This window comes from Streptomyces sp. CC224B (genome assembly GCF_030010595.1).
GTDB classification, from domain to species: Bacteria; Actinomycetota; Actinomycetes; order Streptomycetales; family Streptomycetaceae; genus Streptomyces; species Streptomyces longispororuber.
In genome coordinates this window covers 1-20,535 of sequence record NZ_JASCXL010000024.1, presented here as the reverse complement: position 1 = coordinate 20,535, position 20,535 = coordinate 1, and the positions used below count along the sequence as shown (strand labels likewise).

The 20,535-nt window shown below is 69.5% G+C and carries 17 protein-coding genes and 1 pseudogene; 5 read left to right on the top strand and 13 right to left on the bottom strand.

Annotated features, from left to right (window positions below; translation table 11 throughout):
• Positions 1-78: 78 nt before the first annotated feature.
• The 11 genes from QK440_RS12140 to QK440_RS12090 all read right to left on the bottom strand — a co-directional run bounded on the left by QK440_RS12140 (position 79) and on the right by QK440_RS12090 (position 12,294).
• A complete protein-coding gene (locus tag QK440_RS12140) occupies positions 79-648 on the bottom strand; it encodes a hypothetical protein (protein ID WP_282793069.1) in 570 nt (189 codons plus the stop codon).
• A 16-nt stretch (positions 649-664) separates the two neighbouring features.
• Entirely contained in the window at positions 665-2,179 is a 1,515-nt protein-coding gene (locus QK440_RS12135; protein WP_282793068.1) for an ATP-binding protein, read from the bottom strand.
• 43 nt (positions 2,180-2,222) lie between these two features.
• The gene (locus QK440_RS12130) at positions 2,223-2,717 is read right to left on the bottom strand and encodes a DUF6238 family protein (RefSeq protein WP_282793067.1); all 495 of its coding nucleotides are present in this window, start codon (positions 2,715-2,717) and stop codon (positions 2,223-2,225) included.
• A 61-nt stretch (positions 2,718-2,778) separates the two neighbouring features.
• Positions 2,779-4,323 carry an SCO6880 family protein gene (locus tag QK440_RS12125; RefSeq protein WP_282793066.1) on the bottom strand — a complete coding sequence of 515 codons (1,545 nt, stop codon included), beginning with the start codon at positions 4,321-4,323 and terminating at the stop codon, positions 2,779-2,781.
• Entirely contained in the window at positions 4,320-7,325 is a 3,006-nt protein-coding gene (locus tag QK440_RS12120; protein ID WP_282793065.1) for a lantibiotic dehydratase, read from the bottom strand. The genes QK440_RS12125 and QK440_RS12120 overlap by 4 nt, the downstream gene beginning before the upstream one ends.
• Positions 7,326-7,396: 71 nt before the next feature.
• Positions 7,397-7,549, bottom strand: a complete 153-nt coding sequence (locus tag QK440_RS12115; RefSeq protein ID WP_282793064.1) for an FxLD family lanthipeptide — start codon at positions 7,547-7,549, stop codon at positions 7,397-7,399.
• A gap of 585 nt (positions 7,550-8,134) precedes the next feature.
• Positions 8,135-10,294: a tetratricopeptide repeat protein gene (locus QK440_RS12110; protein WP_282793063.1), complete on the bottom strand. Its 2,160-nt coding sequence runs from the start codon at positions 10,292-10,294 to the stop codon at positions 8,135-8,137.
• A complete protein-coding gene (locus QK440_RS12105) occupies positions 10,291-10,488 on the bottom strand; it encodes a DUF5999 family protein (RefSeq protein ID WP_282793138.1) in 198 nt (65 codons plus the stop codon). The genes QK440_RS12110 and QK440_RS12105 overlap by 4 nt, the downstream gene beginning before the upstream one ends.
• Before the next feature lie 58 nt (positions 10,489-10,546).
• Positions 10,547-11,155 (bottom strand): class I SAM-dependent methyltransferase, encoded by a 609-nt coding sequence (locus QK440_RS12100; protein WP_282793062.1) that lies wholly within the window; start codon positions 11,153-11,155, stop codon positions 10,547-10,549.
• Complete coding sequence (locus tag QK440_RS12095) at positions 11,152-11,607, bottom strand: ATP-binding protein (RefSeq protein ID WP_282793061.1); 456 nt, start codon at positions 11,605-11,607, stop codon at positions 11,152-11,154. The genes QK440_RS12100 and QK440_RS12095 overlap by 4 nt, the downstream gene beginning before the upstream one ends.
• 213 nt (positions 11,608-11,820) lie before the next feature.
• On the bottom strand, positions 11,821-12,294 hold the full coding sequence (locus QK440_RS12090) for a hypothetical protein (RefSeq protein WP_282793060.1): 474 nt from the start codon (positions 12,292-12,294) through the stop codon (positions 11,821-11,823).
• Between the two features lie 704 nt (positions 12,295-12,998).
• Here QK440_RS12090 and QK440_RS12085 point away from each other — a divergent pair.
• The 3 genes from QK440_RS12085 to QK440_RS12075 all read left to right on the top strand — a co-directional run bounded on the left by QK440_RS12085 (position 12,999) and on the right by QK440_RS12075 (position 14,849).
• Positions 12,999-13,901, top strand: a complete 903-nt coding sequence (locus QK440_RS12085) for an XRE family transcriptional regulator (RefSeq protein ID WP_282793059.1) — start codon at positions 12,999-13,001, stop codon at positions 13,899-13,901.
• Complete coding sequence (locus tag QK440_RS12080) at positions 13,898-14,443, top strand: GNAT family N-acetyltransferase (protein ID WP_282793058.1); 546 nt, start codon at positions 13,898-13,900, stop codon at positions 14,441-14,443. Before QK440_RS12085 ends, QK440_RS12080 begins: the two co-directional genes overlap by 4 nt.
• Positions 14,444-14,567: 124 nt before the next feature.
• The gene (locus QK440_RS12075; protein WP_282793057.1) at positions 14,568-14,849 is read left to right on the top strand and encodes a hypothetical protein; all 282 of its coding nucleotides are present in this window, start codon (positions 14,568-14,570) and stop codon (positions 14,847-14,849) included.
• Positions 14,850-15,491: 642 nt separating this feature from the next.
• On the opposite strand, the pseudogene QK440_RS12070 reads toward QK440_RS12075, so the two are convergent.
• Positions 15,492-15,961, bottom strand: a pseudogene (locus tag QK440_RS12070) (transposase); the annotation flags it as partial.
• A 1,067-nt stretch (positions 15,962-17,028) separates the two neighbouring features.
• Between QK440_RS12070 and QK440_RS12065 the strand changes: the two are divergent.
• Positions 17,029-17,226 (top strand): DNA-binding protein, encoded by a 198-nt coding sequence (locus tag QK440_RS12065; RefSeq protein WP_282793056.1) that lies wholly within the window; start codon positions 17,029-17,031, stop codon positions 17,224-17,226.
• A complete protein-coding gene (locus tag QK440_RS12060; RefSeq protein ID WP_282793055.1) occupies positions 17,223-18,611 on the top strand; it encodes an integrase in 1,389 nt (462 codons plus the stop codon). The genes QK440_RS12065 and QK440_RS12060 overlap by 4 nt, the downstream gene beginning before the upstream one ends.
• Positions 18,612-18,773: 162 nt before the next feature.
• Here QK440_RS12060 and QK440_RS12055 read toward each other — a convergent pair whose 3' ends face one another.
• A complete protein-coding gene (locus tag QK440_RS12055) occupies positions 18,774-20,297 on the bottom strand; it encodes an aldehyde dehydrogenase family protein (protein ID WP_282793054.1) in 1,524 nt (507 codons plus the stop codon).
• Positions 20,298-20,535: the final 238 nt, after the last annotated feature.

Sequence of the window (20,535 nt, the reverse complement as noted above, 5' to 3'; positions counted from 1 at the left end):
GGGGTTTCCATCAAGGCTTGGAGTCCAGGGAGATGAGGGAGATGGCGGGCGGGCCTGTCTCGGCCGCTTCGGCGCGCCCTAGCGGTGGCGTGCGCTCGGCAGGGGCGGCGGGGCCGCTGGGCTCTGCTGCCGGTCCTGAGCCGGGAACAAGCGATGGAAGTCGAGGTGGGCGTCGAGTTCCTTCGCCGCGTCGCGGAGTGATTCCGACGCGCGCCGCAGGTAGGCGCGCGCCGTGGCGTGGTCGATGACCATGCGATCGTCCCGGTACTGCCGGTCAACCGGGTTGGAGACTCGGGGCAGGGAAAGGGCGTTCTCTGCGGTCTCGGCGAAGTTCGGTACTGCGTGACTCGACATGGTGGCCGCCGTTGTGAGGTGGGCGAGAACCCTGCTGCCGACGCGGCTCGTGCTGTGGGTACTCCGTGCGAAGTCGACAGTCATGTGGATGACGTCGCGGGAAAGGGCCTGCGCGTCGGTGGCGTGCTGGAACAGTTCGGTGAAGGACGGCGCGGCCGGTACACGGCCGGTGTCGTCCAGCAGTTGGTACCTGTCGGCGGCGGCGACGAGTCTGCCCTGCAGTTCGTTGAGTGCGCCGATCATCTGGAGGGTGTCGTTGCGAGGTATCAGTTCACGCTGGGCATCGGAATTCATGAGTCTCCGGAGGGTTCTAATGCATTCGGGCATCTGTGTCGAAAAGTGACAATTCTTGTGGATGGAGGAGGTGTTGGACGATGAAAGATCGTCCGGCGACCTTCCACAGGCCGCGCCCGCGGTTGAGGTGGGCGATGGCGTCGCTTTCCACGGAGGTGAGGCCCAAGAGGACCGCAGCGGCGTGAAGTTGGTCGGTTTCCTGCCGGTAGATGATGCGGGTGGAGCAGTCGGCGAGCAGACCCTCGGCGAGGGCTCGGCCCTGGGAGCCTGCGTCGCCGGCGGTGAGCAGGTCGGAGAGCCGGTGGATGACCATGAGGTTGGCGATGCCGAGTCCGCGGGAGAGTTTCCACTGGGACTGCATGCGTTGGAGGAGGCCGGGGTGGCGCATCAGGCGCCAGGCTTCGTCGTAGACGATCCAGCGCCGGCCGCCGCTCGGGTCGGAGAGCGCGGATTCCATCCAGGCCGACGCGCACGTCATGGCGAGGACGAGGGCGGTGTCGTCGCCGGAGCCGCCCAGCCGTGACAGGTCGATGGTGAGCATCGGACTGTTGGGGTCAAATGCCACGGTGGAGGGAGCGTCGAACATGCCGGCCAGATCGCCGTGCACGAGGCGGCGCATGGCGTGGGCGAGGTCGCGGGATGCGTCGCCGAGGCGGCCGGACATCAGGCCGCCGGCCGCGTCGAGGTCGTCCGGGCTGTTCAGCATGGTGGCGATGTCGCCGAGCAGCGGGGTGCGTCCGGTGGCGGTGGCGCGCGTGACCACGGCGTCCAGGGCGACGTCGAGTCCGGTATGCTCCATCGGCCGCAGGTCCCGCCCGAGGACGGTGCGGGCCAGGGAGCCGAGCAGCAGCAGACGCCTCTTGCGGATCTCGCTGGCCCAGTCCGTGTCGGAGACCGACGGCGGGCGCGGGGCCGCATCCAGGGGGTTGAGCTTGCCCGGCAGGCCGGGGCCGAGCGTGATGGAGGTGCCGCCGAGGGCTGAGGCTACCGGGGTCCATTCGCCCTTGGGGTCACACGGCACGTACACGCGGTACCCGAAGGCCACCGACCGCAGGGCGAAGGACTTCGCCAGGGCGCTCTTGCCCTGGCCGATCACCCCCGCGAGCAGCACGTTCGGGTTGGTGAAGCCTTCGATTTTGCCGTACAGGGCGAACGGGTCGAAGCAGAAGGAGGCTTCGGCGTGGACGTCGCGGCCGATGTAGATGCCCTCGGCGCCGAGGCCGCCTTCGGCGAGGAAGGGGTAAGCGCCCGCGACGGTCGCGGTGGTCATGCGGTGCGCGGGCAATTTCAGCTTGCCGCCGCGGGCGGAGGCGGGGCCGGGACGACCGCCGGGCGGGAAGAGGGGCAGCGGCAGCTCCTGCTCGGCCGGTTCGCCGCCGACTGGGTGCAGGGCGGCTTCGGCACGGGCCTTGGCGGCGGCTTCGGCGAGCTGCCGGCGAGCCGCCTTGCGGCTGGCGCGGTCGGTGCCGTGCGGGATGAACAGAGGCGAGGCCGAGGCGCGGCGGGCGCGCCGGGCGGGCCGGTGGCTCATGACGGAGTGGCTTTCGGATGACGGCGGTCGGGGAGGCGGGCGATCACACGGTCGAGGGGAGTTGCTGGGCGCAGGCGGTGGTGTGGCCGTGCAGGGGGTGGTTGAGGTCGGTGGGGGTGGTGGTGCGGCGCACGAGGTGGCCGGCGGCGAGGTGGCGCTGGCAGATGGTCAGTACCGGCGGGCCTTCGGGGAGCCGCTCGGGTTGGCACTTCTCCTCGTCCGCAGAGCCCGCGTGGACGGCGGGCAGGAGGTGGAAAGCGTCGTGGACGGCGGCAGTGGCCTGCCACAGCCGTGTGCCGGCGGTGGTCAGATGCCGTCCTGCCGCCGGGTGCGGTGGCCGGGTGGCGGTCTGGAGTTGGTCGAGGAGGCGGTGCAGGGCAACTAGGTGTGCGTGCAGCACGTCCAGGTGCGTGCGGCCCGCGGCCACGGGCGCGGTGGCCGCCGCTCCGGTGGCGAGGGCGCGGGTGTGGTGGCGGACTCCGGCGCTGGCGGCCCGGAGGTAGGGGTACGCGTCACTGGCGGGGGTGGCTGAGGTCAAAGGGGTGGATCCTTCCTGCCGGTGCGGCAGGGCACGGGCCCCAGAGGCGGGGCCGGGTGGACTACAGGGCCGTGCGGGCCAGAGGTAGTGCGCCGAGGGTGAAGGCGTCGGGCTGCTGGTAGAAGAGGCGCCGCAGGTCGACCTGGGCGGTGACGGCGGCGGTCTCGATCTGCGCGCACGCGGCATCCAGCAGGGCGTCGGTCTCGGCGGAGACGGTGAGCAGGCCGGTCAGGGCGACATCCGCGTGGCCGGCGATGAGCTGGCGTTCGCGGGTTTTGACGTCGGCGTACTCGACGCTGTCGGCCTCGGAGTCGACCTGGCCGCGGCGGGAGCGCTCGGCGGCATCCGAGATGATCGCGGCCTTCTTGCGCTGGACGTCGCGCATCGCGGACTCGAGCCCCTGGGGCACGTATATGAGGGACAGGCTGCGCCGTACTCCGGCGGTGAACATCAACCCGTGGAGGAATCCGGCGCCGGTCTCCGTCCGGGGCCAGTCCTCGACCCAGTAGGTCGCGTGGCGCGCGGAGTCGGTGGCCACCCGGTCGTACTCCTCGACCTGGACGACGGGCCTGGCGGCGGCCGGATCGGCCTCGGCCCGGCCGCTCTCGGACCACTGCTGCAGACCGGAGAGGGCCCTGGGGTCGTAGGCGGTGCGGATGACGGCGGCGATCTCGCGAGCGGTCAGCCAGCCGGTCACCATCAGCCCGGCGCTGCGGGCGGCCTGGGCGATGGCGGAGGTGGTCTGCTCCATCACCGTGAACGCGCCGGGGAAGCCGCCGCCGGCCTGGGAGATGAGGCGCTTGGCGGCCTTGAGGTCCAAGGAGATGGCCAGGTACGCCTCGTGCGGTGCGGCGGCCGGACCTGCGGCGGCGACCAGCTCGGAGTACACCTGCCCGGCGACCGGGGTGAGGGTCTCCGGCCAGGCGTCGCCGCCTGCGGGCAGGGGGCGGGCCCATACCTCGAGCAAGTCGCAGGCGTCGTTCAGCGCCTGATGCTGACCGGGTGCGGTGTGCCCGGCGCGGGCGCTGAGGGCGAACAGGGCGGTGGGTCCGGCGATGCCGTGGGCCATGCCGAGGTTGCCGTGCCCGAGGGGCCAGTCGGCTTCGGTCTTGCCCGCGGGGCTGTCCGATGTCCACCAGCCGGGCAGGCGGTGGCCGTTGGCGATGATGGGCTGCCGGAGGAGCCTGATCAGGTAGCGCAGGATCTTGTGCAGCAGGTCGGGGCGGGTTGCGCGGTGCAGGAGGTAGGCGCCGAGCCCGGTGAGGCCGCTGATGAGGTCGTACTCCCGCATGCGCGGCGGCTGGCGTGTGTCGATGCGGCGATGTGCCGCAGCTAGCCGTGCGTGTACGAGGTCAGCGATCCACTTGTCCAGTCGGGCCAGCGCGGGTCGGTAGGCACGGTGATCGGCGGAGTGCAGGGCGAAGGCCACCGCGGGCGCCCCGCTGAAGAGACCAGCCGTTGCCGGGTGGACGTCGGCGGGGTGCTGTGCGATGAGCTTCGCAGTGTGGTGAGCCTGTTCCCAGTTGCCGTCCTGGTGGGCGAGTGCGGCCTGGCGAATGAGGGTGGCGGGCAGCCCGCGGCCAAGGTCGTGCGCGTGGTCGTTCACTGCGTGGCCTCACGCGCCCGCAGGCTGTGGCAGGCCTGGCGGGCGGCGTGGCGGCATACCGCCTCGGCCTCGCGGTCCGGGCCCATGAGCCGGTTGTAATGCATGTGGAGCAGCGACTCCAGGACGCCGTCCACCTTGTGTTCGCTCAGGTGCGCCCGGTAGCCGTACAGGGCGATACGGCGTCGCTGCCAGGCGTCGTCCAGGCGGGATGTCCATCCGGGGTGCTGAGCCAGTGCGCCGGTGGGGGCGTACGCGCGGGTCTGGAGGGTCACCGCGGGCTCGCCCGCGCACGGGGCGGTGGCGGTCGCCACCCACCCGGTGCCCTGGCTGTCGCCGAGCAGCCCGCGCGCGATGTCGATCGTGCTGAGAGCGCACAGGACCGCGCGGTCCAGACCGGTGAGATCGGTCAGGGCGTAGCGGACGGTGTCACTGTCTGCGGCGAACACCGACTCGGCGGCGTGGAGCGCTGCCCCGGTACCGTAGCGGCCGTATTCGGGCCGATATCCGTCGAACACGAACCGGGAAGCCAGCGCGTCGTGCTGAAGCTGTGCCGTCCAGCGCGCGAGCGCGCGCGTGACCGTTGTGTGCTCAGCGCCTCCTGGGGCGGCGATGCGGAGGCGCAGGTGGTCTTCCTCCTGCGGGGTGCGGTAACGGACGAACCAGCAGCGCGGGCCGCCGAGTTCGTCGAGGAGGCCGGGCAGCCTGTGAGTGAGGATCTGGTCCATGGCTGTCGGGTGCGTGAAGATCTTGGCCTGCACGTACCGCTGCCGCGCGTCACCGGGGCCGGGCAGCATCCGGTTGGTGACCACTGGGGCGCTCGCCACCTCGGGGTGCGGCAGCGGTGGCTGCGTGGAAGCAAGGGGGAGGGTGAGTTCGTGGGCGTGCCCGATCCATCCCAGAGCCTGCTCCTCGGGGGCCTCAGTCAGGTCGGCGCTGCCGTGTCGCTGGAGGTGTACGTGCAGCAGGCGGGCGTGTAGGGGTTCGTCCAGGTCCAGGCGCAGGGTGCGGTCGTCCTCGCGCAGGTCAAGGTGCGTCGGGCAGTTCCAGGTTCGGGCCCAGGCGGTGAGGGTGTTGTGCCAGGAGGGGTGGAAGGGGCCGGTGGGCAGGTCGGCCGTCGTCAGGCGCCAGCGCGCCGGGGACAGGATGGCCTTGCGGTAGCGCACCCGCGGGAGGAACGGCATGCCGGTGGCCAGTGGCCCCCAGTCGAACTGGGTCCACGCCGTGGCGAACCCGCGCCCGAGTTGCGCGATGAAGCGAGCGAGCGGCGGTGCCTGCTTCTCCAGGGCCAGCGGGTGCAGCACCACGGGTTCGATCACGCGGCGTCGCGAGAGGCTGATCAGGTGCAGACGCTTGCTGGTGGAAAGCACCGCGAGATCATCCAGTGGGATCAGGTGTGCGGCCGGGGTGCGGTGCTCACCGATGGAGATGATGTGGGGCAGGAAGGCCGGGATGCGGGCCACGTTCTCGGCATGGGGGTGGACCGGCGCGAAGGAGAGCTGGGCAGGCAAGGCACCCTTGACCAGCGTCGGCAGCCCGGGATAGACCTCGGCGAGTCCGCTGTCGGTGAGGGTGGTCGCGAAGCGGCCGGTGAGGGTGCCGGTGCTCCAGGCCGGCCGTACGGCCACCGTGAAGTCGCCTGCATTTAGAGCCTGTCGAGTGGACGCGAAGATCCGGAGGCCCACCTCCGCGTGCGGTGCCCTGGCCACACCTGGCGGGCTCGCGTCCAAGGCGTCCAGGTCCCTGTCAGTGAGGTGGATCTCTTGTTCGCCGCGTGCAGCCGCGTGCCACGCCTTGGCCGTGAGCATCTGGTCGCGCGGCAGCATGGTGGTGGCCGGCTCGGGCCACAAGGACCCGGGGAAGTCGGCGGGCAGCCCCGCGCCCGCGGCGAGGTCGACGGCGTCGCGGACCGGGACCAGGCACCCGGCGCCGTACCGCTCCCAGAACTGTGAGTGGTACGCCGCCCACTCCGGCTTTTCCCCCGCATGCCGGGTAAGCCGCAGGAGCGCGTCGGCCGCGTGCTCCGCCTCCTCCAGGACGACGGAGGGAACTTGGACCGTGGCGTCGAGCCGCAGATCTACGCTGATCCGCACCCGGCCCTGATCGGCGATGGCCTTCATGCGCTCCTCGGCGGTGTGCCGCAGTGCGGAGGCTCGCTCTGGACACGGAGTAGAGGCGTGCTCGGCCAGAGCACGGTGGACGCCGCCGAGGTCATCGAGGAGAGCCACCGTGCCCTCATCCAGACTCGGGGCGTAGGGCTTCAGGACGCTCAAGAGGTGACCCAGGGGGTCGGGCTCGGTCATGGCAGCGAAGAGTCCGCTGGTGAGGAAGCCTGCCTTCAGTGCTTCCGCGAGCAGGCGCAGGGCCTGCTGCGGGGTGCCGCCCAGCCTAGCGAGATGGTCGATCAAGGCCCGGCAGGGCACCGGTTGTGAGGCCCGGTCCAGGACTGCGGCGAGCGGCCTGGTGATGTGAGCGCTTGCGGTACGGCCACCGGGCAGGGGACGCTCCAGTACGGCTCCGCGCCGCACCGTCACGTCGTTGACTTGCAGCGACAGGTGCGGCAGGACGTCCGGTCGCTGCTGGAGGTCTCGGCGGACATGATCGAGCCAGAGGGTGTCGGCGCGGGCGGTCGGGCGGTGCCGGGTGCCGAAGTCCGCTGCAGCGGGGCCGCACCGCGCGCTCGCCACACCGGCGAACAGCCCAAAGGGCGTGGGACGCCCGGTGGCCCGCAGCCAGTATCGCGCGGTCGCCAGGACCGTCTTACGAAGGTGCCGGGACGGCACGTCCTCACCCGACAGCACTCGGTCCACAGCGCAGGCCAGGCGTGGCGAGGCAGCGCGCAGGCCGTCCGCGAAGCAGGCGTGGCTCATGACCTCCTTCAGCCAGCGGCGGCAGTCGTGGGGAACCTCCATCGACGGCCACCTGGTGGGCACGTCCTCGAACGGCAGCACGGCCGCGCGCAGAAGGAGGGCGTTACCTCGCTGAAGGAGTCGGGCTCGCGTCATCGTGGTTCCCCGTTCTGCTCGGCCTGCGCGGGGCGGGAGAGGTTCCGGCCCCGCGCAGGACTAACTGGTACTTAGCTCAGGCAGGCGGAATCGCAGGTCGACTGGCAGCCGTCGTTGGTGTCGCAGTCGTCGCGCGCCATCACACGAGGAGCGTCCGTGACCGTGATGTCGAGCACCCATTCGTCCTCGGCGAGCGGCAAGGCAGCTATGACCGTGGCATCCATCCCAGTACCTCCGAACTGGTAGTCGGAACCGTCCGCGCGGTGCGCGGACGAGGGAGCACAGGGCCCCCGCAGAAGGCTGCCGTCCGAGTGCAGCCGACTGCGCGAGCACTGCTCAACTCGCACCTCCTAAGCGGCGCATGGTCCGTGCACCTGTCTGCACCGCGTTCCGGTCCAGCTCCGCCGCATCGGGCAGTTGGGGCCAACTGCTTCGTTCGCTCGCCTGGGCGTTGAGGGTGCGATGCGAACACTTGCCGGAGGCTAGTCAGTGGTTCTTCTGTTCGGAATCGCGCCTTACAGCCGATTTTGGCCCCTCTCCACTGGCGGTCATCCTGCAGGCTGACCGCCAGTGGAGAGGGGCCGGGCCGGCCGCCCTGCCCTGAGTGGCGGCCGGGGCGCCCTGACGCCGGATACCTGAGTCCGGCGGGCGCCGCTTCCTCTGCCGCCCTCCTGCGCACCCGCCCGCCGGCCCGGTGCGGGTGCTGCCAGGAGGCTCGGGGGCGCAGGGAGGAAGCCCGCGGGTACCGCTCGGCGCCGTACGTCCCTGTCCGCGACGACGCCGAGCGGCGCTTGGGTGCCAGAAGCCGCTCAGGAGCCGGGCGAGGCCTGCGGCATGGCACTGAGGTGGGCGGTGAGCTCCTTGGCCTCGCGCGGACTGACCTGCTCGTAGAGGGCTATCGCCTCGCCGTAGTGTGCGCGGGCAGCGGCTGTGTCGCCCTGCTCCTCGGCGATGAGCCCGCGCAGCCGCAGCACGCGGGCCTGCCCCGAGAGGCTGCCAACACCCTCGAAGTCGCCCTTGGCCACGTCGAGCAGGTGCCGGGCCTTGCTGGGGGCGTCCCAGCGGTAGTACGCCATGGCGAGGATGAGCAGCGCCCGGGCAGCGTTGAGCCGGTCGCTCACCTCGCGCAGAGCGGCAAGGGCGGGCCCCGCGATGTCGACGGCCTGCTGTGGGTGATCGGCCATGACGATCTCCGCCTGCACCAGACGGGTCAGGGCCACTCCGCGGATATCCCCGATCTCGTCGCGGATTCTGAGTGCCTCACTCAGATGCTCCCAGGCCGCATCCAGGTCTCCTTGCTCGCGCGCGCAGAGTCCCAGCTCGTGATGCGCCTGCCCCTGGCCGCGAAGGTCCTTGTCCTCCTGGGCGAGGTCCAGAGCGCGGTCGGCCCACTCGGCGGCCTCCGGGAGGTGGTGCAGGCCGCGCAGCGCGATGCAGCCGGTGGTCAGCATCTCCCGCAGCATCAGCCTGTCCCCGCACTCCTCGGCGGCCTTCGCTCCCAGGCGGTGCAGTGTGGCGGACAGCCCCAGGGGACGCAGGATGTGGACGCCGGGCCAGGCGGCGTGCACCAGCTGCGATACCAGGGCGTGCCACTTCCGTTCGGCGGCCTCGCGCGCCATCAGCTCCACATCCGGCATGTGGGCCTCGACCCACTCCAGCGCCGCTTGGGCCTGCTCCTCCCCCTCCATGCCACTGAAGGCCACGGGCGCCACGTAGTGGTGCAGGTCGCGGTCCAGGGTGCGGTGGTGGGGGGTCAGGATGCGCTCGGCCCTCGTGAAGGTGGCCAGCAGCCAGTCCCCGCCGCGCCGTACGGCCTCGTCGATGGCGACCGCACCGTCGACGGTGCGGACTTGGTCCTGCGCGTGCGGGAGGACTTCATCGTGGTAGCGATAGGTCTCCCCGCGTCCGGACCGCGGCCCGAGGCGCACCAGGAGTCGGGCGTCGGCCAGGCTGTCCAGGACGGCGGCCGCCCCGAAATGAGGCAGATCGAGGATGGCGGCGGTCGCGTCGACCTCGATCGCGCTGAGCGGCACCATGCTCAGCAGCCGGTACGCCCGGCGCACGTCGGCGGATAAGTCGCGGTAGCTCTGCTGCAGAACAGGCATCAGGGTATGGCCTTTCAGGTGAGGGGGGCGCGCTGGGGGGATCAGCCCGCGGGCGAAGTCGGAAGGTGGCCGCTCCGGGCGGGAGGCCAGGCTGGTGGCCGCGACCACCAGACCCAGCGGCAGGTAGCCGCAGCGCGCGGCGACCTGCCGCATCGCCTCTCGGTGCCCGCGGGCGACGTCGCGGCCCACAATCCGGGCCACGAGCCGTTCGGCCACCGCCGGGTTGAGCGGCGGCAGCTCGCACTGGAGGGCGCCGTGGACGGCGAGGGCGTGCAGGGGTATCCGGGAGGTGACGGCGATCAAGTGGCCGCTGCCGCCGGGCAGCAGCGGCCGCACGTGCTCGGCGTCGCGCGCGTTGTCCAGCAGGACGCCCAGGCGCCGCCCGTGGCTCGCCGAGCGCCACCAGGCCGCGAGCTCGGCGACGTCGTCCGTGCCCGGGTCGTGGCCCAGGGACCGCAGGAAGTGCCGCAGGACCCGGCGCACCAGGACGGAGGAGGGCTGGGCGGGAGGATGGGTCAGGTCGGCGTACACCTGGCCGCCGGGGCAGTCATCGGCACGGCTGGCCAGCCATCGGGCGGCCAGCGCACTCTTGCCGACCCCGCCGACCCCGGACAGCACCACCAGCGCGGAGGCGGCGGCGTACCCGCCGGCGGCGGCCGCGTCCAGCTCCCGCAGCACGGAGCGGCGGTCGGTCCAGGTGGCCGGGACGGGCGGGAGCTGCCGGGGGACGGGCGGCGGCGCGACCGCCGGAGTGCGGACGTGGACGGCGTGGACCGTGCCGGCCTGGAGCACGGCGCCGCCGACGCAGGCTCCCGACAGGAGGTTGCGCACCGTGTCCGTCCCGCCGCCCTGACCGCTGGTCATGCCGCCACCGGCATGTCGGTAGGGCGGCACGGCGCGCGGACTTCGCCGTCCGGCAGCAGCTCACCGGTGTCGTCGAAGAGCACGACGCCGTTGCACAGCAGGCTCCAGCCCTGCTCGGGCCGGTGGGTGGTCAGGGCCGCGGCTTCCCGGTCAGAGGCCTCTGCGGAGGGACACGGCGGCTGGTGCGGACACATCATCGGGTCCTTATGTGAGGCGGACGGTATGGGAGTGCTCGGCGGGCCTGCGGCCGCGCTAGGCCGCTGGCCCTTGCAGTACCAGCGCGGTGAAGCGGCCGCCCGTCGCGTTGAGCTGGTGCCGCTTCCACTGGCTGTCGGCCCTCAGGCTGTTGAGCTGGGACTGGGGGAGCGCCCGCAGGTAGGGGTCCTCATCCGTGGGCGGCTGCCGTGGGGCGTCGAGCCTGTCGTCCTTCACCGGGGTCAGGATGTAGAGGGCACCGTCGGGGGTGAGCCAGCGGGTGACGTCACCGAGGAACCGCGCGATGTCCAGGTACGCCAGGGACAGGCGGCAGGTGACCAGGTCCACGGTGCCGGGAGCCAGGCTCGTGGGGATGGGCCCGCCGGTGACGTCCCACTGCTCGTAGGAGGGCCCGGCGGCGGCGTGGGCGCGGGCCTGAGCCAGGGCTTCAGAGGAGTAGTCATAGCCGGTGACCTGCGCGCCCCACTGAGCGAGTTGCCGAGTCCACCGTCCGCTGCCGCACCCGATATCGACCACCCGACGGCCCAGCGGCGCGGGCGCCAGACTCAGGAACCGCTCTCTTTCCAGGTCGGTGACCATGCACCCCCGGCCTGCCCGGTGGTACTCGTCCCAGTCGGCCGCAGAAAGCTGCGCAGGGAGCGTCATCCCGTCGCCTCCTGCCGTGCGAGGCGGGGCAGGGTCACCTGCACGGTTTTCGTGCTCGACTCCGGGCTCGTGCAGCAGGCGATCCTCCCCCCGAGGTCGCGGCGTATCCAGGTCAAGCTCGACGGCCTCTGGGACATCGTGTGCGGCGGCAGGGGGCCGTGGGCGAGCTCGGCGAAGTCGGGGAAGGCGGGGTTGGTGTCCTGGACGGCGATGATCAGCTCGTCGTTTGCGGTCACCACCAGCAGCAGTCCCAAGGGCAGTTCCGACGGGTCCGGGTGGCCGTGGGTCATCGCGTTGTCGACGAGCCGGGAGGCGACCTGGGCGGCGGTCTCGACGTCGCCGTGCCAGCCCAGCATCGGCAGACGTGTCCGCGCGTGCAGCCGGGCTGCACGCGCCACGTCGCCGACGGGCGCCAGCGTGGTCGACCACTCCGCCCGCGGATACGCGGGCATGGCGAGGGAGACCGTGATCCCAGGGTCCGGCGGGCGTGAGCTTGGGCCGACGGGCGGGAGCAGTGGGGGCCGTGTGGTGGGCATCAGCAGCGTCCTCAGGAGGGTCGGAAGGGGTGGGCCGCGGGCCCTGCCCCCCGTAGGCAGGGCCCGCGGGTCTCTACGGGCGGCGAGGAGGGAGAGGTCCGCAGAGACAGGAGGGGAGGTCAACGAAGATCAACTCGGGCACCCGAGGCTTCGCAGCTCGGCGGCCAGCAGCACCTCGTGCGGTACCGGCGCGGGCTGGAAGCGGTCGAGGTTGTCCCGGAGCGGAGTCGCGGGCACTAGCCGGTCGGCCTTACAGGGCCGCAGCCAGTAAGGGCCCGGAGGCTCCGTCCGGCCAAGGGGCGGCAGGGCGAGCTCGTACGGGCGCCCCAGACAGATGGCGTACCGGTGCGGCTCCCACCGGAGGCTGGTGCCGGGCGGCACGAGCCAGTACAACCACGACCGCCCCGGGTCCTCGATCACGGGCCCGCAGCCGTCGATCTGCACCTCGTCCATGAGCCGGACCATGGCCCGCGCGGCATGACCGGTCGCGGTGACCACGACATCGAACAGCCTCCCGCCCAGCGGCACGCACCCTGTCCCACCGCCCGCCAGGTTCATGAGGCCCCTGACGCGGTCGGCCAGGTCACCCATGTCGGGGGCCACGCTCGCGGGGCTGGCAGCCCATTCCTCGCGGCGGAAGAGGGGCGGGCCGGCAGGGGGGACCGGCCGTCGAGCTGGGGTACGGACACGGTGGGGCAGCGAGGCGGTCATGCCAGCACCTCCATTGGTGATGGTCACGGTCAGTCCCTCCGGCTCAAAGCCCCAGGCGCGCGCCTGGGTACAGCCGGGTATCGCTCTCTGCCCTCGCGCCGAGCCCGGCCCGACGGCAGGTGACCAGTCAACGAGTTCTCGGTAGGCGGCAACAGGCAAAGTTCCGGTTTTCTGTCTCCCACCAACCGGAAGACTTTACGTTCGCATTACCTTGCCCCTGGGCAACACCGTGGTCGCAGCGCTACGTTCGGTACATGGGAGCGAACCTCGCCCTTCAGGCCCGCATGAAGCAACTCGGCCTCACGCAGGAGGAGTTGGCCCGCCGGTGCAACAACGCGCTGCTGACGACCACCGGCCGCCCAGGGACCATGTCCTCGCGAACGGTCCGAGCGCTGCTTGACGGGTCGAGTCGCCGCCCAATCAGCCGTACTTGCGCCGCACTTGAGCATGTGTTCGGCTGCCCTGTGACGGACTTGGGGCTCAGTGCGCCCCGCTCCATGCAGGAGGACCCTATGAAGCGTCGCGCTTTCATGGTTTCGGCCACCGGCACCGCAGCCGGAGCTGCCCCCGTGCTTAGACGGCGTAGATCGGTGGGCATGTCCGACGTTGAGCGGGCTGCTGCCGGCATGGAGGCGCTGGTGGAAGCCGACGACCGCCAAGGCGGAGACGCTTCTCTGGCTGTACGGGCACTCAGCGCTCGCAAAAAGGTACTGGACCTCCAGCAACGGAACGCCAGCGAGAAGGTGCGGCGCGCTCTGTATGCGTTGGCCGCTGAGTACACCAACCTCGCAGCCTGGTCGTACATCGACCTGCGCGACCTGGACACTGCCCAGAGATGCCTGCACGAGGCCACTACCTTCGCCGGCCTTTCTCAGGACCCGCCCACGGTGATACACGTCTGGATCAACATCGGTTTGCTCTCCTCCCAGCGGAAGAACTGGTCAGAGCATCGTTCTGCAGCTCAGGCAGCGGTGGCCTCCAAGGCTGCCCGAATCGACCCCTTCTTCAGCTCTCTGGCACGCGCACGTCTCGCACTGTCCTACGCGGCGCTACGGGACCGCCGAGCGGCTAAGAGAGCGCTCGGGTCAGCCCAGGAGGCCCTTTTGAAGGCACCTGAGAACAGGCGGCCACGCTGGACGGCCTTTTACGGACCGGCTGAACTCAACCACCTCTCGGCAATCGCCCATTTCCGCATCGGTGAACACGCCACCGCGGAAGCCATGGCGCACCGAGCCCTAAGCGAAATTCCACACGAATTTCAGCGCAACCGAGCTTTGGCAACGTGCCAGCTTGCGTGCGCCCAACTGCAGCAAGGGGAACCGGAGCAGGCCACTCAGTCTGCGGCCGCCGTCTTCTCGATCATGAACGGCGCACCCCTGCCTGAACGGATGCGCACTCTGGTCGGCGATTTCCACCGCGACCTGCTCAGGACCGCCCCTTCCGCGACGTACACCCGCGACTGGGTGGAACGCATGCGAGACGAATGGAGTCGAGTGTGACCAAGCTGATCGACCTGCAGCACTATCGCCATGGAAGCCTCCCCGAGGGCTTCAAGCAGATGCTGATCGATGTGCACGCCGACTCCTACCGTGACGCTATGCACGACGAGTTCAACCAGCGGTTCCCCTGGTTCGTCGATCACTGGTCAGAGATGGAAGGCTTCACTTGCGTAGTCGCCTTCGACGGTACCGAACCGACCGGCTTCGCCTACGGCGCTCCACTATCCTCGGGGCGCGAATGGTGGCGCAAAACTGAATTCGAGCCAAAAAACGGCTACACAGCCACCTACGCCGTCTCAGAAATCATGGTGCGCCCATCTTGGCGCAAGCAGGGAATAGCGAATCAGCTACACGAAGAACTATTGAAGGAGCGCAGTGAGGACCTCGCCGTCCTCCTGGTCGACGTCACCCACCCAAAGGTGCAGAAGCTCTACGAAACGTGGGGCTACGAGAAGGTGGGTGAGCAACGCCCGTTTGCTGACTCACCGCTGTATGCAGTCATGGTCAAGCCTCTGCGGTCCTTCAGCACTGACGAGGAGTGACCACACCGGAAAGTTAGGACGTCTCCCGCGAGGCTGCTCTCCGCAGGGCAAGCACCCCAGGCGGGAGCCAGCCGAGCGATTCAGGAGCCTGCGCGCCGTCAGCCCTGTCACAGCGACCGCAGCAGTGATCCACAACTTCGCAACGAGCTTCCCGAGCGTCACGGACGCGATGGGCAGGCCCGCGATGAACGCGTACGTCGCGACGTCAATGACGACCCCGGCGGCGAGGATTGCACCGGCCGCTGCCCACTTCCCGTACGGTCGCAACGCCTTCCACGCCGCGGCGGTCACCAGCTCGGTGGCCAAGAAGGCAAGGACGGTCGCGATGACGAGGGAGGCTGGCGCCAGGAAGGCGGCCAGGATACTGCCGGGCAGCCACATCAGGACTACGACAGCCCGGCCGTAGGCGTCGATCGCCGTGCCGCGCCCAGGTGGTGAGCGCGGAGACTGCAGTCCCAGCCGGTGCGGCGAGGCCGAAGCCGACAGGGACGAGTCCGAAGTGCGCGGTGAGCGCTGGTGAGGCGACCAGGCAGGCGAGGTAGACGAAGATGGCGCGAGGGCCGGGGGCGACGGTGGACATGGCCGGACTGCCGCCCGGCCGACACCGTACCGTCGCCCGCTGCCTGCCTCCGGGCCCGGGCCCGGAGGCAGGCTGGTTGCTGGCTCACCGGGCCGACTACGTCGCCTTCAGGGCCCGCAGACGATCAGCGATCTCGTACGAGTCCAGGGGCCGGAGTCGCGCGGCTGCTGCTGTACCGCCCCCGCTACAGCCACGACACCCTCTTCGACGGCATCCACCGGCTCACCGAGCGCTCCACCGCCCACTTGAGCGAGCGGAGCGAAGCCGCCGCATGTCCGCAGCGCAGTTGGAGCGGCTCCACGTATTGGCGGCTCTTGAATCACTCGCGCTCAGGCTCGACCTTCCGCTGACTCGCGTCGAAGACGCCGGGCACGAGCCTTGGTTGGAGCAGCCCAACACCGTGCGTGCGCACCTTCGGCGATTCGTGCAAGGCACGGTGGGCTCATAGGGCTTCGACCGGCCATCCGCGTGCCAGCGGCCCATCTCAATCAGATCCACGACCACCCGGCAGATCTGGGCGGCGGTGGCCTCGGCGACGTTGTCGTCCGGCCCGAAACGCACGGCGTCCAGGAGCTGGCACCACGACGTCCGGCCCGCTCCAGGGCCGCGACGAACGAGTACGACCAGCCGGGCACGAACTGATCCCAGGGCCGTCCGCTGCGGCCCTAGACGTGACAGAACAGACGATCCGCGCTGGTCGGCGCGTCCGGGCGGAGCCAGTTGCTCACGTTGACCGCGAGGACCAGGCGGCCGTCGGCGGCCTGCGGCATGGGCAGGCCGGCCAGCACCTGGCGCAGCCGGGACGCATCCACGTTTCCGCTGTTGAGCGCGTCGTACATCGCGCTGTGTCCGCGCCAGTGCTCAGCCACCAGCGTCAAGTCGACCGGCGCCGTCACCGGCCCGTCCACATACAGCAACGCGTCGGTGAGGTCGAACAGCTCGTCTCCCCTGTCCTACCCCAGGGCGGGCGACCGCCGAAGCATGGCAAGGAGTTCCGCTTTGCCAAGACGGAGACCTGGGTTCGCTGTCAAAGGACAGCATTCGCCCACGGCAGACGGGAAAGACCGCCGAAGGGCTGGAACCTTTTCCGAGACCATGTCAACGTACAACGTCCCGGGAAACACCAGGTCAGCGGCGATACGCAGATCACGCTGCGCGGTCTCCGCACCGAGCAACCGACCCCACGGAGGTCCACCTGTCGAGCCTGCTTTCGAGTCCGTCCGCAATACCGCTCTTATCTTCCTGATGCTCGGCTCCGTGAATGCGTCGATAGCCGAAAGACGCGAGACCCAGGGCCCCTATCCACGGCGATGTGTCTGTGCGTCTGCGTGCCGGGCTTCTTGGTGAGGGCCTACTGCAACGCGGCTACCGCCGTGACCACCCGGTCTTTGCGCACGCCAGGTCCGTGACCGGTTACGTAGCCCGAGTCCTCGGCGCCTCTGGGTGCGTCATCTCTAGAAATCTTGACCGCCCAACTGGCGACAGGCTGCTAGAACGCGACGCCGGGGGCCCAACGCTGGCACTGCGGTCCTATCGGCTGGTGTGCTGGACAGCACGGGGCGGGGGCACGAAACTCCTCCCCTTAGTTGCGCTGAGCGATACATATCAGACGATCCCCGGTTAGCGAAACCGGGGATCGTGCAGAGCATTGAGGTGTTCGCGCGCGGCTGTGCCTGGCGGTGGAGTCGTGGCGGACGGACGCAGTTGGCAGTGCCGCACGCATTCGCGAGGAGGTATCGGGCGCTGCTGCCGCCTGCTGCCCTATCTATGACCGCGTCTTCATGCCCATGGCTTTGGCTGACTGTTTACTACGTCAGATTTTCTCCTTGGCTGCTCGCCTGTGTGCCGTGAGGAAAATCCCACGCTGTGTCGATCCGTTAGGCCTCCTGCGTCTTATCGGCTGTTCCGCGAGGGGTGGCCCTGCAGGGCGGGCGGTCTGTGCTGCGCATCAATGCACGCGTAAATTTCCGGCATGGAGTCTTTCTCGATACGAAGGTGAAATTGCATGGCTCGTCCTTCTGCGCTGAAGCTGACCGAGGTTCTTGCGGAGATCCGTATGAGTCCGTCGGCGTTCTACCGCATGCGCGCCCGCGGGCAAGCCCCCCGCATGATCAAGCTGCCCAATGGTGAACTCCGGTGCCGTCGCACAGATCTGGATGCCTGGTGGGACGCTTGCGAGAGAGATTCTGACACTTGGCGATGAGTTACAACGTCCGTTTCTGGGACATACGCGAGCGCCCTGACCGGCGCAAGGCGTTTATGGTCCGGTGGACGGTCAACGGACGCGAAAAATCAGAGTCATTCATGACCCTCGGGCTCGCCGAGAGTCGGCATGCGAAGCTGATGACGGCGGCGCGCGAGGGCGAGCCTTTCGATGAACACACGGGTCTGCCGACGTCCGAGCTGCGAGCCATCAAGCAGCGAACGACGTGGTACGACCTTGCCCGCGAATACCTCGACCAACGGTGGGACCACACACCGGGAAACACCCGCCGTACCCTGGCCGACGCATTCGCCACCGTCACGCCTGCCCTGGTGCACCCTGGCGTAACATATCCGGAGCCGCGGGTACTGCGGCGCGCCTTGTACTCGTGGGCGTTCAACAAGAACGCATGGGCCAAAGAGCCGACCGATGAATGGCGGAAGGCCCTGGACTGGCTGAAGCGAAACTCCCTGCCCGTCAGTGCTCTCGCGGAAGCCGACGTGCTGCGAGGGGCGCTGGACGCTCTGTGTCGAAAGCTGGACGGCAAAGCGGCTGCGGCCAAGACGGCCCGGCGCAAGCGAGCTGCGTTGAGCGAAGTGCTCAACACCGCAGTGGAAAAAGGTTACTTCGCGGAGAATCCCCTCAACGGGCTGAGGTGGCACGCTCCGGCGGTCAGCGAGGAGGTCGACCCGGCTGCCGTCCCCAATCCGGCCCAAGTCTCCCGGCTGCTTACGGCGGTAGCTCAGCAGCGCGGGCGCGGCCCCCACCTGGAAGCGTTCTTCGGCTGCATGTACTACGCGGCCATGCGGCCGGCGGAGGTCATTCACCTCCGGCTCGAACAGTGCCGCCTGCCCGGGGCCGGGTGGGGGATGCTCAACCTGTCGGGCGGCGTCATCACCGCGGGCAAGGAGTGGACGGACGACGGCGCGGTGCACGAGGTGCACTCGCTCAAGCGCCGTGCGGCTACCGCGACCCGGCCGGTGCCCATCCCGCCGCAGTTCGTGCGCGTCCTGCGGGCGCACATCAAGCGGTTCGGCGTGGCGCCGGACGGTCGGGTGTTTCGGAACCAGGCCGGCAACTATGTGGACGCGTCTGCATATGGCATTACGTGGGCGCGGGCACGGAACCATGTGCTGACCCGCACGGAACTCGCCTCCGGGCTGGCCAAGCGGCCCTACGATCTCCGGCACGCCGGGATCTCGTTCTGGCTGTACTCCGGTGTGGACCCAGCCGAATGCGCTCGCCGCGCGGGCCAGAGCATCGAGGTCCTCTTCCGGTACTACGCGAAGTTCCTGGATGGCGTCAGGGAGCAGGCCAACCGGCTGATCGAGCAGTCCATGCAGGAGTGGGACCGCGTCAGTCAGGGTGTGGTGCCTGAGGGATGAGTCGGCGTTTTGGTCCGTGACTGGTCCGGAAGAGCTGGTCAGCAGCGGGATAGCGGTGGGAGGAACTGGGAGTTACGTTGTAAATCGGGCCCTGCTCTGAGCGGGCCGACCGGAAGGCGCCTGACTGGTGAAAGCCCAGGTCAGGCGCCCTTCTTCGTGCGTCTAGAAGAAGCCGAGCTTCTTCGCCGAGTACGACACCAGGAGATTCTTCGTCTGCTGATAGTGCTCCAGCATCATCTTGTGCGTCTCGCGGCCGATGCCGGACTGCTTGTACCCGCCGAACGCCGCGTGCGCCGGATAGGCGTGGTAGCAGTTCGTCCACACGCGACCCGCCTGGATCGAACGACCCGCCCGGTACGCGGTGTTGATGTCCCGCGTCCACACGCCCGCGCCCAGCCCGTACAAGGTGTCGTTGGCGATCTTCATGGCGTCGTCGAAGTCGTTGAACGAAGCGACCGAGACGACCGGGCCGAAGATCTCCTCCTGGAAGATCCGCATCCGGTTGTCACCCTCGAAGATCGTCGGCTGCACGTACCAGCCCCCGGCCAGCTCCCCGTCATACTCGACGCGTTGCCCGCCGGTGAGGACCTTGGCGCCCTCCTGCTGGCCGATGTCCAGGTAGGACAGGATCTTCTCCAACTGGTCGTTCGAGGCCTGGGCACCGATCATCGTGTCCGTGTCGAGCGGGTGACCGGGTTTGATCAACTCGGTGCGCGCGATCGCCGCTTCCAGGAACTCGCTGTAGTGCCCGCGCTGGACGAGCGCCCGCGACGGACACGTGCAGACCTCACCCTGGTTGAGCGCGAACATCGTGAAGCCCTCGAGAGCTTTGTCGCGGAAGTCGTCGTCGGCCGCCCACACGTCGTCGAAGAAGATGTTCGGGCTCTTGCCGCCCAGTTCCAACGTGACCGGCTTGATGTTCTCCGAGGCGTACTGCATGATCAAACGCCCTGTCGTGGTCTCCCCGGTGAACGCGACCTTCGCCACCCGGGGACTGGATGCGAGCGGCTTGCCCGCCTCCACCCCGAAGCCGTTGATGACGTTCACGACGCCCGGTGGCAGCAGATCGCTCACCAGATCCAGCCACACGTGGATCGAGGCGGGGGTCTGCTCGGCGGGCTTGAGCACCACGGCGTTCCCGGCGGCGAGCGCGGGAGCCAGCTTCCATGTCGCCATCAGGATCGGGAAGTTCCACGGGATGATCTGCGCCACGACCCCCAGCGGCTCGTGGAAGTGGTACGCCACCGTGTCCTCGTCGACCTCGCTGAGCGTCCCCTCCTGGGCCCGGATCACCCCCGCGAAGTACCGGAAGTGGTCGATGGCCAGGGGTATGTCAGCGGCCAGCGTCTCCCGCACCGGCTTGCCGTTCTCCCAGCTCTCCGCCACCGCGAGCTGTTCGAGATTGGCCTCCATACGGTCCGCGATCTGCCGGAGTACGGCCGCGCGCTCCCCGGCGGACGTACGACCCCACGCGGGCGCGGCGGCGTGCGCCGCGTCGAGCGCCCGCTCCACGTCCTCGGCCGTACCCCGAGCCACCTCCGTGAACGGCTGGCCGTTGACGGGGCTCGGGTTCTCGAAGTACTGCCCACGCGCCGGCGGCACGTACTCGCCCCCGATGAAGTGGTCGTACCGGGCCTTGTAGGAGACGACCGCACCCTCAGTACCGGGCGCCGCGTAACGGGCCATGTGACTGCCTCCCCGAACACGCTGCCCGCCGTCGGGCAGCTCTCGCCGCGAGCGTAGGAAGAAGAAGGTTGCAAGTACGTTGCGTCTCCGACCTCGTTGCCCGGCTGTGGGCTGTGGGCTGTGGGCTGTGGGCTGTGGGCTGTGGGCTGTGGTTGTCGGTTGCTGTTCGGGCAACCGGTGTGAGGACGTGGGGACCGGCCCGGTGAGAGGGCCTGACCCCGGCGCCTGGAGCACGGCC